Source organism: Streptomyces sp. BBFR25 (genome assembly GCF_044590125.1).
In the GTDB taxonomy this organism is placed as follows: Bacteria; Actinomycetota; Actinomycetes; order Streptomycetales; family Streptomycetaceae; genus Streptomyces; species Streptomyces canus_D.
In genome coordinates this window covers 8,724,357-8,738,252 of sequence record NZ_CP172447.1, presented here as the reverse complement: position 1 = coordinate 8,738,252, position 13,896 = coordinate 8,724,357, and the positions used below count along the sequence as shown (strand labels likewise).

Genomic DNA, 13,896 nt, shown 5'->3' with positions numbered 1-13,896 from the left:
GGACCGGACCCCACCCTCACGCCTGCCGGGCCGGGATGCCTCCCTTTCTCCCGCGTGTCGACTCGTCGAAGCCCTGAGAGCGGGTCTTCGGCGCTCGCACGTGTCGGGGCCGGCCGAGGATCACACCTCGGCCGACCCCGACTCGGGAAACGGTCTTCCTGGCTGGGCGTCAGCCGCGCTTCATCGCGAAGACGTGCAGCGTGGGCGTGTCAGGAGCGGCCGCGGTGCTGACCTTGGGCAGTTGGACACTGACCGGTGTCTTGCCGGACTGCAACGGCACCCCCACGTAGTAGACGTACGCCGGTGCCTGGTGCGCCTGGTTGCCCTGGCGGTTCTGATAGGCGGTGCTGATGGCCACGTCACCGTCGCCGCCGAACCAGTCGGGGCTGTTCAGGCTGAACTTCTCGCTGGATCCGTCGGAGTAGAAGACGGTCCCCACCCCGCCCGCGGGCCCATAGCTCGCCGAGACCAGGAACCCGAGGGTGTCGCCCTGAGTGCCGTTGACGGCGATGGCCTGACCCGAGGCGACGGCGTTGTCGGGCTCACCGAAGGTACCGGTGCCGGTGGTCCTTGTCGCGCCGGCGGTGGAGGGCCAGGTGAAGCTGAGACCTGCGTGGGTGACGGTGGAACCCGGCTTGACGCCCGCCGCGTCGAATGCCTGAGCCGAGAAGCTGGCCCCGCCGCCGTCGAGGTCGCCCACGTCCGTGGCGGTGTCCTGGGTGACGGCAATGTTGTTGAAGGCCGACGACAGGCTGGGTACGGCCTTGCCGAGGCCCATGGCGTGGACGTGCAGCGTGGGCGTGTCAGGAGCGGCCGCGGTGCTGACCTTGGGCAGTTGGACACTGACCGGTGTCTTGCCGGACTGCAACGGCACCCCCACGTAGTAGACGTACGCCGGTGCCTGGTGCGTCTGGTTGCCCTGGCGGTTCTGATAGGCGGTGCTGATGGCCACGTCGCCGTCGCCGCCGAACCAGTCGGGGCTGTTCAGGCTGAACTTCTGGCTGGTTTTGTCGGAGTAGAAGACGGTCCCGGTCCCGCCCGCCGGCCCGTGGCTCGCCGAGACCAGGAACCCGAGGCTGTTGCCGGTGCCGCTGAGGGCGATGGTCTGACCGTTGGCGACGGTGTTGTCCGGGTTACCGCTGCCGGCAGTGGAGGGCCAGGTCAGGGCCACTCCGCCATGGGAGACGGCCGAACCCGGGGCGACACCCGCCTTGCTGAGAGCCTGGGCGGAGAAGCTGGCCCCGCCGCCGTCGATGTCACCGGCGTCGGTGGCGGTGTCCTGCGTGACCGACACGTTGTTGAAGGTTGAGGCCAGCGACGGTGCAGCCTGCCCAGGGGTGGCCTCGGGCACCTGCTGGGCGATGGTGTCGAGGTAGTGAAGGCCTCCGGTGACGCTGAGGCCCACCAGGTGCTGTGCGTCGATTCTGTCCCACTCCTCGCGGAGCAGTTGGGCAAAACGTGTGTTGTCCTGCTCGTTGGCGGCGATGATCATCGCGTCGATGAGGGCGCCCGTCGAGTCGATCTGCTCCTGGGTGATGACGACCGTGTCGGCCTGGTCCGTGCCCACCGCGTTGAAAACGGGTGACAAGGTCTGGACTGTCCGCACGAATTGATCCAGGAGCGCGCCCTTGAGTTCCAGCGTACGGTCTACGTCGTCCCTGTTGTCGAGGAAGAGCTTTTCGTAGTAGGTGACAGCGGGGGACCCGGTGATCGCGCCGGTCTCGTACATGTGGATCAGCGAGCCGGCCACGTCCTCGATCGAGGCACCGTCGGCCGTCAGGGCCCCGGAGTTGCTGTAGACCTGATCCAGAGTGGAGCACGTGACGGTCCCGGTGGCACAGCCCGGGGGCCGCTCGTCCGGGGTGGTCGGCGTGATCCCGACTTCGTTCTCCCAGACGGTGCTGGTCACGGAAGCCTGACGGGACGTCGGGCCGTAGAGGTCGGAGGCAGCGGTCACCATGGCCACCTCGGCGTCGGCGAACGTCGACGACGGGAAGAGGTACTGCGTCAACGCCCTCCACACGATGTTCGCGGTGGTGTCGGGATCCATGAGAACGGACATGCGGTAGAACGCGTAGTTCGGAATTCCACTGTTGCCGTGGACACCACCATGGTCGAAACAGGTCTGGTTGTACGCGCTCATGTGTCGCGGTTGGCCGTAGATGGTGGGGTCGGCCAGGGACCGGAAAGGCGCATGCACCTTCATGTCGGAACCCACCAGCCAGTCGTTCGTTCCCTTTGCCGCCCGCTCGGTCATCTCACCGAAGAAGTCGGAGATGCTCTCGTTCAGCGCCCCGGACTGGAATGCGTACTGGAGGCCTGCGGTGTGCTGGGTGATGCCGTGCGTCATCTCGTGGCCGGAGACGTCCTGCGACAGCATGCCGTCGCCGTACGTCATGTACGAGCCGTTCCAGAACGCGTTTACGTAGTCTGTGTCGTAGTGCACATATGACTGCAGCGCCATTCCTTCGCCGTCGATGCTGTCGCGCCCGAATTTGTCCTGGTAGAAGTTGTAGACCACGCCGCTCTGGTCGTATGCGTCGTCCGCGTCGGCGTCGTTGGCGGCCGGGCCGCCCTCCTCTCTCACCTGTACCGCAGCGGATGAGTTCGTCGCGTGCTTCATGTCGAAGATCGATCGCTGCATGCCCCGGCTCTGGCCCGGTGGGGTGCCCGGGGAGCCCTGGTCAACCTCATAGAAGAACGGGAAATCCGCGACGGACTCGCAGACGGGGCCTGCATCGTGGGGCAGCTCATAGCATTCCTGGTGTTGCGGGATGGCTGAGCTGAGGTTTCCCGAGAACGCCGAGTCCTTGATACCCATCGTCGCTTTGCCGAAGTCCGCGGCGAAGAGCTTGTCCCGCAGTCCGTCGGGGAAGCCGTTGTAGGAGACGAGCGCCGGCCGCCGCCAGTTGTGATAGTGGTTCTCCGGAGGCTCGTCGCCCTCGTTGGCGAGGCGGAAGTTGTGGGTCGAGCCGCCGTCCTTCTGGTAGACGACCTTGGGGTGGGTGCCGTCCCAGCGGACCTCACTGGCCCGGTGGACGTGGTACCCACCATGCGCAGACGTGGCCACGTACTCTGCCTGGCCGTTCTTCACCCAGACCGCGATGTGCTCCCAGTCGTGGACGTGTCCTCCGGCGTCGACGACGTTCTCGACCGCCACGTCCTTCTCGAAGTAGTAGTCGTAGAGGTAGACACACCATCCGAGATTGCACCGTTGCCGGGAGTACGCGTTGGTGTTGTCCAGATCGGACTGGTCCCGGCAGTCGCGCGAGCTGGTCGTGTTGTCGTGACCGAGACCCTGGGCAATGGCACCGTCCGGACCGATCGCCGGGACGTTGTAGCAGCTGTTCGTGTCGTAGTCGACGTCCGGCGCCCACTTGAGGTCATTCTCGGTGGCGTTCTCCGGCAGCGCCTTCGGTGGGTCGGGAACCGCGGCCGCGGCCGTCTCGGTGAGGGGCTGGACACCGGCGATGACTCCCTTGCGCAGGGCATCGACGAAGATCCGCTGGCTGAACCCCCCCTTGTCCATCACATCGATCTTCCAGGCCAGGGCCGAGGGGCTCTTGAATCCCCGCCTCGGAGAACCCGGGTACACCACCAGCGAGGGAGATGCGGTTGTCCTGGCATGCCGCATCGTCTTGCCGGCGGTCGCCACAGCGTCCTTCCGGCTTACCGTTGGAACCATAGAGGCCGGGGGGATCAGGTCCGGGCGCAGCCCGTTGGTAACGGCGGTCACCGTCGTCTTGCGACGGTCCAGGTGCACTCCCACCCGGGCGTTGTACACCGGCACGCCGTGGATCGACTGGTCGTACCAGACATGGTGTCCGCCGGTCGGGTCCGGCATCTGGGTGCGGCCGGAGACCTTCGACAGCATGCCGTCAGTGGTCGCAACGCCGAAGAGCTTCGCATGTGCGCGAAGCCAGGCCGGGACGTCGTGCCCCGCCAGCCGGCTGCGCAGACCACCCAGTGTCGAGGGCGTGCCCGTTGGGGAATTGGCGGCCACGTTGAGTTTGTGTCCGGCCTCACGCTGCAGCTCCTTCAGGGCGTCACCGACGCCTGAAGCTCGCCACTTAGGCAGCGGCCGCGGGGGCGGGGGCGCCGCTGCCGCAGTACCCGCGGACAGCACCGAGGCGACCACCGCCACGGCGGCCGTGATCGCCGTCCCCCGCACGACCCGCTGTCGTGCGTTACGTACGTCCCGGCCCGAACGCTGCACCGTGCCTGAATGGAAGCGTACGACGGCGCCGCCGACGGCCAGTGCCCAGCCGGCGGCCGCGGCGACCGCCCAGGCGGTCGACGTCGAAAGCTCCATCGCCGCACCGCTGCCAGGTTCACGGGTCGCCACCTGCGCGACGGCCGCGAGGACAGCGTAGGAGCCGGCCGAGGCGGCCAGCAGCGGCCACTTCGGGAGCGCGAGAGCGCGCGCCGTGACGGCGACGAACCATCCGAGCACGGCGCTACCGAGCAGCGGGCCCATTCCCACCAAGAGCAGTTCGGAACGGTGCTCGAATACCCAGGGGGCTGTGATGTGGCCCGAGAACGGCGCCATGTGCCACCCGACGGGCACCCCGGAGCCGGCTACGAGGCCGGCCACGGTGCCCGGGACGTCGGGGGCGAGTTGTTTTGCTACGAGAACGTCAAAATATGCACTGCTGTGCGCGATCACTACGCGCAGGGCTAGTTGCACGGCGGCCAGCGCCGAGACCAGCCCCACTATGCCGGCAACAAGCGCGGCACCGGCTGTGTGCCAGCCTCTTCGGAGGAACTCTTGTCGCAACTGACTTCCCTGATGATGGCTCCGAGCAACTCGGAGTACGTCGGGTAGGGCAAAAGCCCTTGGTGGGTGTGTGTCCTGGTCTCGGCCCCCCGACCTGCGAGGAAAGGCGGCCACAGCCCATCACTGGCGGCGCCCCGATCGACAGAGACATCCGCAGATGGATCATGAAGGACAGCCAGGACCGTAGGCCGATTCACTTGATCCTGCAAGTAATTCATATGTGTCGTCGCTCACAAAGCTGCCGCAGGGACCCGTGTCCTGCGGTGAGGGTCGCTCCGGTGACACGGCGACCCTGTCGGCATCGCGTCCGGCACATGCCCGGGACCATCGAGTTGTGTGCCGCGCGGCACCGTGGTTCGGCCGGCACTTGCGAAACCACGGATCCACACCCCTCCGGTCCGGAGTTCCCCTCCTGCGCGAACGGAGACGGGAACTCCGTCAACCTTTCGTGGGCGCTGTGTCGCTGACGAGCAGCCACACAGCTCTCAGGGCCGCACACCGTGAGTGTGCGGCCCTGCCGTTTGCGGGCGACGGGCGGCGCCCATCGGGTCGTGTGGTCAGACGGAGTGCCTCCGCCCCCGCCACACCGAGAGGCTACGAGCGCGACACCGAGCACCATGCAGAGGGCCGTCGCCGTCCACTGGAGGGTCCAGAAGTGGGACGGGGGGGTGGTACTCGGCCCAACGGCCGGTGAGGCCATGCGACTTCAGGCACTGCCCGTAGTCTTCTGAGTCAGGAATTCTATTCAGATGTGCAGATTTGCCTGGTGGCAAGAGTTCATGACCCTCATGCCACGCAAGCGTCGGGCCCGGCGCCGGCCGGCGGCCTCGGCGTCCCGCACCGGGCCTGCACCCCGCCCAGCAGACCACCCCGTTCGACGCGGTCAAGAGCATCGCCGTCCCGGACACCGCCCGGCCGGCGACCGTCGACGGTGACGGCCGGCTGCGCGGCGGACGCGGTCGGGGTCACCGGCGACTGGAAGGAGCGGGCCGCGTGATCGTCGTCCACGGCCCGTGGGCGCACCACTGTCGGCGATTCGGCCACCCTCACTGCTGTACAGACCTGTTGCGGGGATTGGGTCCGTGCATTCCCCATGCGGCCCCAGCCGCTCTATCCCGGGAAATCCGAAGCGACTCAAATACACCAGTTCGATATCCCGGCTGGGTCGTTGATCCTCACGACGACGCCGGACGACCGTTTAGGGGACCGCCTTGACCTCGGCCGCAATGAACGAACAACCCAAGACCGTGCCTCCGCCGCCCCTGCCAGCGGAAATCACGTACAGCTGGCAGTACTCCGTCAATCCGCTCGCCGCGGTCTCCTTCCGGCGGCTGTGCGCCCAGACCCCGGCCGTCCTGGGCCGGGTCGCGCGGCTGTCGTGGGGGACCGACCGGCGGGCAGTGCAGCTCCTGCTCGGCTGCCAGGTGGTCACTGGCGTCTCTGCCGCCGTACTGCTGGTTGCTACGGCCCGCACCATGGCACCGGTCCTCGGGGACGGTACCGCCGGCGAGCGGTCGCCGCGTACGCCGAGCAGCGGATCACCCCGCGGCTGACCACGGAGACGGACACCTCGCTGGTCGAGGCGGTATGCCGGGTGCCGGCTCAACAAGCGCTCGAGCCGGTTCCGTGACACACCATCCCCTCAGCGCCGAGGTTCTGATGCCGCCCTCCCTCTCTCACATCCATACCGTGGTCACCGCCTACCTGGACCGGCACCCCGGCGAACGAGACGCGCTGGCCGGCCTGCTGGCGGCTTGGGACGCCGGCGCCGAGCCGACCAACCGCACCACCCTTCCTGCCCACATCACGTGCAGCGCCGTAGTGATCGACCGGCACCGGCGGGTCCTGCACATCCGCCCCAAGGCGAGCGGAGGACTGCTGCTCGCGCCGGCGGGCACGTCGAGGCGGACGACGGCACTCTCCTTGCCGCGGCCCTGCGCGAGGTCAAGGAGGAGGCCGGGATCCCAGCCTCGGCTCTCGTCCTGACGCCCGAGCTCCGCAACGCGCCGGACTGGGGAAGAGGCAGTGTTCCAAACTTGCGCTGTTCGGGTCGGAACAAGCTCACTGCCTATGCCGACTGGTGAAGAGGCGTTGTTTGAGTTGTGCGGTATTCCGCGTGCGCGGCGGCAAGGGCTGAGATGCCATCCGCTCTCCGAACGCGATCGGTTGGTACGGAGTCGTTCCCGCCTATCGCGGGCCCGACGGTTCGGCCGGTCGATTCGGCAGAGCCTTGGCGTTCTTGGCGGCGGCTGCCGCGACGGTTGCCAGGTCTTCGCCCGAGAAGCCGGCGCGGCTCAGCAACGCCAGAGATTTGTTCGTCGCCAGTGTGCACAACGCCAGCTCTGCCGCCTCCTGCTCACCGGCCCCTGTCGCCAGCAACGCCTGCTCCAGCTTCGCCCGCAATCCGTCGATCATGGCGCGGACCATCGCCCGGCCCTCCGCGTCAAGCGCCGGGAACTGCATTGCCGACACCGTGAGCAGGCAGCCATCCGGGACTGTCGGGTCGGCGATACGGTTCAGGGCGACCTGCAGGAAGGCGTCCACAACGGCGCTCGGGCTCGGGTGGGGGCCGGACAGTGCCTGCTCGTACAGCGGGTGGTAGGTCTGCGCGTACTGTTGGAGGCTTTTGCGGAAGAGGGCGCTCTTGTCGCCGAAGGTGCCGTAGAGCGAGCCCCGGCCCAGGCCCGTGCCCTCGGTCAGGCGATCGATCGAGGCCTCCGAATAACCCCAGCGCCAGAAGATGTGCATCGCGCGTCGTAGCGCCTCGTCCACGTCGAATTGCTTGCGGCCTGCCATGGTCCGTCAGCATATACATCTTGTACCGATCGTTCAAAGATGCGTATGGTCGCCAGCATGACAAGCTTGCGTTCGCTGCGACTGCCTGACGGATTCCTTGACGTCTTCACCAGCCGGCTCGTGGAGGTGAACGGGCTGCGGCTGCACGCGGTCACCGGTGGGGACGGCCCGGCGCTGCTGCTGATCGGCGGGTGGCCCCAGACCTGGTACGCCTGGCGGGAGGTGATGCCCGCGCTCGCCCGCCAGCACACCGTCGTCGCCGTCGACTCGCGTGGCGCCGGGCTCTCCGACAAGCCCGACGACGGGTACGACGCCGGCACGCTGGCCGCCGATCTGGTCACGTTGATGGCCGCGCTCGGGCACGACCGGTTCGACGTGGTCGGCCACGACATCGGCACGTGGACCGGATACGCCCTGGCAGCCGATCACCCCGAGCGGGTGGGACGGCTCGCCATCCTCGAAGCAGTGATCCCCGGTCTCACGCCGTCCCCGCCGTTCTTCGGTCCGGCCGCGGCCAACCTGAAGCTCTGGCAGTTCGGCTTCAACCGGCTCACCGACCTCAACGAGGAACTGGTCCGAGGACGGGAGAGGCTCTTCTTCGGCTGGCAGTTCGCCACCAAGGCCGCCACCCCGGACGCGATCCCCGCGTACGCCGTCGACGTCTACGTCGACGCGATCGCTGCGGATCCTCGCGCGCTGCGGACGAGTTTCGCGTACTACCGGGCGCTGGACGAGACGATCGCGCAGAACGAGCAGCGCAGCAAGACCCGGCTGACGCTGCCGGTGCTCGCCGTCGGCGGCGCGCTGTGGAGCGGCGCGAGTGCCGCCCAGACGATGCGGCTGGCGGCCGACGACGTCACCGGGGTCGTCCTCGACGACTGCGGCCATTACCCGGCCGAGGAGCAGCCGGCGCGGTTTGTCGAGATCCTGGAGGACTTCCTCGCGACCAACCCGTAGCACGCACGCCACACGGCTGAACTTCGCGAACGACAGGCGGAGCTTCACAAACTCCGCTACGTCGTCGAGCAGGCCTTCACCCTCCTCCACCAGTTCAAACGCCTCGCCATCCGACGGGAACGACGCCTCGAACCCCACGACGCCTTCGTCTCCCCGGCACGCGGCCCCACCTGCTGGCGACGCCTCAAGAGGGACCACCCATGACCCTGTTACGCGCACGATGAAACGGCCGAGCCTCGTTCGCACTCCTCCGGATCCTCACCCAGCCATGAGCTTCACGAAACGGCGGACAGGATCAGGAACAGCCATCATCGTCGTTCGAGCAGGCAGCGAGGTAGTCCGTCCGGCTGTCCTGGGCGAACCGAGCCCATCGAGAGCGCTGGAAGCGCTGACGCCGGAGAGGTCACTGATCACGATAGGAGGAAGGTCGGCAACGGCCTCGAGCATGGCGGTGTTGCGCGCGCTGATGACTTCCGGGCCATGTTGCCGCAGCTTGTTCACCATCCTCTGCGCCATCATCGGACGGTGGGCGGGCACTCCCGGAAGCAAGTAGGTGGGCCGTGGCGCTGCAGAAGGTGCTCTGATGCGTAACGGCGTGTTGCAGGTCGCGGAGGGCAGCGCCTTGGTTGCCCGCGACGTCGTCGACGCAGCACGCAAGCTGCAGAAGCCCTGGATGCAAGTCGGAGCCACGCTCGTAGCGAGTTCGCCGCCGCTTGAATTGATGGAGCCAGGCGAAAGTGCGCTCGACCACCCAGCGCGTCTTGCCAAGCCCTGAACCGTGGGCGACGCCGCGCCCGGGCTATGAGGGGCTTGATGCCGCGCTTCCGCAGCAGACGACGGTACTTGTCGAACTCGTAGCCGCGGTCGGCAAACAACCGCTTGGACTTGCTCCGAGGCCGGCCTCGCATTTCCTCGTATGCGGGGGACAGCGTCGAGCAGAGGGAGCAACTGGGTGACATCATGCCGGTTCCCACCGGTCAGCGAGACTGCGAGCGGAATGCCGCGGCGATCGACGAGCACATGGTGTCTGGAGCCGGGCCGGGCCCGATCAACCCGCGACGGTCCAACATGGTCCCCCTTTGAGAGCACGGACGTGCGATCCGTCCACGGAACAGTCGTCCAGGTCCAACGAGCCCGCGCGCCGCAGTTCTGTGAGCAGGGCGGCGTGCAGACGTGGCCGGACGCCAGCCTCGGTCCAGTCTTGCAGCCGGCGCCAGGCCGTCACTCCGGACCAGCCCACCGTCTCCGCAGGGACATCGCGCCACGCGACACCGGTCCGCAGCACGTACATGACGCCTACGAGAACCGCCCGGTCGGGAACACGCAGCCGCCCGGGACACCGTCGGCGCCGTTCGGGAGCGGGCGGCAACAGCGGGGCCACCCGCTCCCACAGAGCGTCAGGAACGAGATGAGTACGCACCCGGCGACACTGCCGACCAAGATCACCGAGCGCAAGACCTGCGACTCAACTCATTCTGAAACGATCAGTTATTAGCCCGGACGGCTCACACGTCCGGGGAGCGGGGTTGCGTGCGAGTTGGATGTGGTAACGAGGAACGGTGCAGCGAAGTGCGATCTGGTGCGGCCTCCGGGTGACGGGGGACCGGGGATCGACAACGTCCCGGCGTGGAGCCGTTAACGGACCGTGGCCGTCGGGCTTCTCGGCAACCAGCTGCTTGAACCGACCAACGCGGAGTGGACATGGACTTGGACGCTGCCTACGAACGGGCGCTGGACACCGCGAGTGAACTCCTGGGACAGCGCCTGGAACTCCCGATGAGCCCCAGCGAGCCTCCCTCCGGGGCTGACTTCCGAAAGGTTGCGACGGTTCACGCGTTCGGGAACTCCTGGACCCGTACCGCACTTTCCAGGCACGACCGATCCCTGGTTTCGGTCGCCATCGCCGCGACGCTGGGAGCAACCGAACCGCTGCGCGGACAATTGCGCATCGCGCTCAACAACGGTGTCACTCAGGACGAGGTCGTTGACCTTTTCATCCACCTTGCGGTCTATGCAGGAGTAGCCCGTGCGTTCGAGACGTACCAGGTTGCCGTCTCTGTTTTCGCCGAGAGCGCGTCCTCAAAGAGATCAATCGCAGAAGACGGCACCTGACCTGCCAACTCGCATCCTCATCCTGATCGCCCTGGTCCGAGGACAGCCCTGCTGCTCCGAGTGCCGCACCGACACCGAACCCGAGCAGTCCTACCCGACGCTGCGCCAGGCGCTGTTCAGTCGGCGCCCCAAAAGTTGAGCAGGATCGTGCCGAGTGGGTTCGGCACGACCCCCGCACTCAACCTACCCGCGCGCCGTCGGGCATACAGGGGTGATCGGCAGCCCCGGCCGTGACCGGCCACGGTTTTCGTGCCCAGCATAGGAACGGTCTGGGGGTGCCCTCGCTCACCTATGGGCGGGCACCCGTCTCTGCCCAATGCCAACCGTGCGCGGCCATCCCTTCTTTCGTCCACTCCATCACCAGCTGCGCACCCTTTTGCGGTTAGCTAAACCCCGGGACAGACGGCCACGCCGTCTCAAAACCAGCCCTCTGTCCCGGCCCACCCATCCCACACGGGAGGAGAGGGAGATCATCAGTATTGGGTTCCCGAACGTCAGCTCCTACCGCCAACAGCCGGGGAGACCAGCGTCAACTGGCGGGGCATGGGTCGCTTTCCACCCGTCGGAAGTTCAGCGCCGACCACGCTGGTGGGCACCCAGGGTGTTCTCGATGGCTGCGCTGGCTTCGGGGATGGTTGCGCCGGCGCGCCGGTGGCTGCGGCAAGTAGCCATCGATAATGCCGCGGCGAGGCCGGCGGAGGCGTCGTGGCCCATCGCGTCGAAGACCGCCAAGTGCAGAGTGTCACCGGCCACCGCGTATTCGAAGGCATCCCCGGCCACCTGATAGGCCGGTTCCATGAAGGCGCTGATCGTCACCCGCTGGTCGGCGAAGGTCCGCGGGCGGCGTCATGCTCCACTGCAGTTCCACCGGCACTCCCATCGGCCGGGTGCGGGTCAGCCGGGCGTGGGAATCGCTGTGGACCCGCTCGGACACCAACAGCAGCCCCGCCGTCGACGCCAGCGCCCGCACCACGTCCTCATCGGCCTGGCCCCCGCTGTCAGGACCGGACTCGACCTGCAGGACCCCCAGCCGTTGGGTGCCGTCCCGCACCGGTACCCATCAGGCCTCGCCGCGCGGCGGGATCGTGAGCTCGGTGAGTTGGTAGGCGCGGCCCGGCAAAGTGCCCTCGATCCGGTGCTCCTCGCCACCTTCCGAATCACAGACCTGAAGCTCCAAAAGAGAATCATGGCCGGGCGCCCAGGAATCCCCCTGCTCCGCCAGCGCGTCGTCCTCACACCCCCGCTTCACGAAAATCTTGCCCGGGCCAGAAAAAAGTCCGTACGCCGACAGGCAGCAAGCACCACCCCATCGTCGACGGCCGGGGCATCCCGCTCGCGGTGTCGCTGACCGGCGGAAACCGCGGGCGACGTCACCCAACTCGAGCCGTTGCTCGACAAGATTCCCGCCGCCGCGGGCCGGGTCGGCCGCCCCCGCCGTCGCCCCGACGCGCTGCTGGCCGACCGCGGCTACGACCACGACAAGGACCGCCGTTTGCTCTGGCAGCGAGGGATCCGCCCCGTGATCGCCAGACGGGGCGAGCCCCACGGCACCGGCCTGGGCATCTTCCGCTACGTCGCCGAACGCACGACCGCCTGGCTCCACGGCTTCCGCCGCCTACGCATCCGCTGGGAACGACGCGACGACATCCACGAAGCGTTCCTCGGCCTCGCCATCTGCCTGATCACCCACCGCCACGCCCAACGCCTTTGTTGGGACCTCTGAGTCCGAAGGTACGGGTGATTGTTCGGTTGTTCCGTTGATCAGGCCCGGGTGACCGCATCCGGATGCGGGGCAGGGCTGTCGGTTGCTCGGCCCGGCGTGTGGGCGGCGTGTCGAGCGGGCGCGAGGGCCGCGGCGAGTGCGGCGCCGACGAGGAATAGGGCCAGCACCGAGAAGCCGTGGGTGTAGCCGGAGACGTAGGGCAGGCCGGTGTGCGCGAGGTGGCTGGTGACAAGCAGGCTCATGATGGCGGTTCCGATGGCACCGCCGATGGAGCGGAGGTTGGCGTTCATGCCGGTCGCGGCGCCGGCCTGCTCGGGGGGCACGCTACTGACGACGAGGTTGGCCATAGACGCGAAAGCCAGGCCGACGCCGAGGCCGAAGACTCCCGCTGCGACGGCGATCTGCCACTGCTCGTCGTGGAACAGGGCGAGGATGGCGCATGCGAGTGCGGCGAGGCACGAACCGGCGATCAGCAGGTGCTTGGCGCCGAGCCGTGGCTCCAGGCGGCCGCTGAGGACACCGGCGACGAACATGGCGATCAGCATGGGCAGCATGAGCAGCCCGGATGCGGTGACGCTCGCACCGAAGCCGTATCCGGCCGAACTCGGCGTCTGTACGAAGCCCGGCAGGAAGGCCCAGACCGAGGAGAGGCCGGCGCCGAACAGCAGAGCGGCCGTGTTCGTGGCCCACACCGACCGCGTGCGCAAAACGCGCAGATCGATCAGCGGGCTCGGACTGCGTGACTCGGCGCGCAGCCACAGGCCGAAGAGGACGATGGCCGCGGCGAACAGCGAGATCACGGAGGCGCAGTTCCAGCCCCACCGGCTGCCCCGGCTGACCGGCAGGAGCAGTGCCACCAGCCAGCCGGACAGCAGCAGCGCGCCGAGCCAGTTGACGTGTCCCTGCGCACGGTGAGGCGATTCGGGGATGCGGCGCGCGGCTATGAGGGCGGTGACGGCGACGATGGCGACGGGGATCCAGAACAGCCAGCGGTAGTCGAACGCGGCCACGATGGGCCCGGCAGCGACGATGCCGACGCCGCCGCCCGCGGCGATGACGGCGGACAGATTGCTGATGCTGCCGCTGACCTGGCCGGCCTCGAACTGGTCGCGGATGATACCGAACGAGAGCGGGAACACCGCTCCGCCGATGCCCTGGACAACACGGGCGACGATCAGGACGCCAATGGTGGGTGCCAGCGCCGCGAGCAGGCACCCTACGAGCACTGCCACCAGGACGGCGACGAGCGTGCGCGTCTTGCCGAGCAGATCGCCGACGCGGCCGAGAATCGGGGTGAACACCGAGGCGGACAGCAGATAGGCCGTCAGCACCCACGTGGTGGTGGACTGAGAGGTGTGCAGGGCGTGCTGGATCGTGGGCAGCGCTGGCGCGATGAGCGACTGGAGCATCGAGAACACGCCCGCACCACTGGCGAGGACCGCGAAGGTGAGGCGGGGCGACTTGCTGGGCATGGAATGACTCTCCGGGGAACGGAAGGATGCGAAGGGCGCCGGAAGCAGTCGCACGCCGT

At 67.7% G+C, this 13,896-nt stretch carries 8 protein-coding genes and 3 pseudogenes; 5 read left to right on the top strand and 6 right to left on the bottom strand.

Annotated features, from left to right (window positions below; all coding sequences use genetic code 11):
- Positions 1–169 precede the first annotated feature (169 nt).
- On the bottom strand, positions 170–4,777 hold the full coding sequence (locus tag ACGH52_RS39285) for an NPP1 family protein (protein ID WP_399946549.1): 4,608 nt from the start codon (positions 4,775–4,777) through the stop codon (positions 170–172).
- A gap of 1,211 nt (positions 4,778–5,988) precedes the next feature.
- Between ACGH52_RS39285 and ACGH52_RS39280 the strand changes: the two are divergent.
- Positions 5,989–6,383, top strand: a pseudogene (locus tag ACGH52_RS39280) (ABC transporter ATP-binding protein); the annotation flags it as partial.
- Between the two features lie 202 nt (positions 6,384–6,585).
- Positions 6,586–6,861: an NUDIX domain-containing protein gene (locus tag ACGH52_RS39275; RefSeq protein ID WP_193777933.1), complete on the top strand. Its 276-nt coding sequence runs from the start codon at positions 6,586–6,588 to the stop codon at positions 6,859–6,861.
- A 103-nt stretch (positions 6,862–6,964) separates the two neighbouring features.
- On the opposite strand, the gene ACGH52_RS39270 is transcribed toward ACGH52_RS39275, so the two are convergent.
- Positions 6,965–7,573 carry a TetR/AcrR family transcriptional regulator gene (locus ACGH52_RS39270; protein ID WP_210976668.1) on the bottom strand — a complete coding sequence of 203 codons (609 nt, stop codon included), beginning with the start codon at positions 7,571–7,573 and terminating at the stop codon, positions 6,965–6,967.
- 57 nt (positions 7,574–7,630) lie between these two features.
- On the opposite strand from ACGH52_RS39270, the gene ACGH52_RS39265 reads away from it, so the two are divergent.
- A complete protein-coding gene (locus ACGH52_RS39265) occupies positions 7,631–8,530 on the top strand; it encodes an alpha/beta fold hydrolase (RefSeq protein WP_210976669.1) in 900 nt (299 codons plus the stop codon).
- Positions 8,531–8,788: 258 nt separating this feature from the next.
- Here the strand turns inward: ACGH52_RS39265 and ACGH52_RS39260 are convergent, their stop codons facing one another.
- Complete coding sequence (locus ACGH52_RS39260; protein ID WP_399947074.1) at positions 8,789–9,034, bottom strand: hypothetical protein; 246 nt, start codon at positions 9,032–9,034, stop codon at positions 8,789–8,791.
- 139 nt (positions 9,035–9,173) lie between these two features.
- Positions 9,174–9,950: pseudogene (locus ACGH52_RS39255) on the bottom strand (IS5 family transposase); the annotation flags it as partial.
- 281 nt (positions 9,951–10,231) lie between these two features.
- On the opposite strand from ACGH52_RS39255, the gene ACGH52_RS39250 reads away from it, so the two are divergent.
- A complete protein-coding gene (locus ACGH52_RS39250) occupies positions 10,232–10,642 on the top strand; it encodes a carboxymuconolactone decarboxylase family protein (RefSeq protein ID WP_121704782.1) in 411 nt (136 codons plus the stop codon).
- 570 nt (positions 10,643–11,212) lie between these two features.
- Here the strand turns inward: ACGH52_RS39250 and ACGH52_RS39245 are convergent.
- On the bottom strand, positions 11,213–11,458 hold the full coding sequence (locus ACGH52_RS39245; RefSeq protein WP_399946544.1) for a hypothetical protein: 246 nt from the start codon (positions 11,456–11,458) through the stop codon (positions 11,213–11,215).
- 462 nt (positions 11,459–11,920) lie between these two features.
- Here ACGH52_RS39245 and ACGH52_RS39240 point away from each other — a divergent pair.
- Positions 11,921–12,365: pseudogene (locus ACGH52_RS39240) on the top strand (IS5 family transposase); the annotation flags it as partial.
- Between the two features lie 38 nt (positions 12,366–12,403).
- On the opposite strand, the gene ACGH52_RS39235 reads toward ACGH52_RS39240, so the two are convergent.
- Positions 12,404–13,837, bottom strand: coding sequence for an MFS transporter (locus ACGH52_RS39235; RefSeq protein ID WP_210976670.1), 1,434 nt, complete (start codon positions 13,835–13,837; stop codon positions 12,404–12,406).
- Between the last annotated feature and the right edge of the window lie 59 nt (positions 13,838–13,896).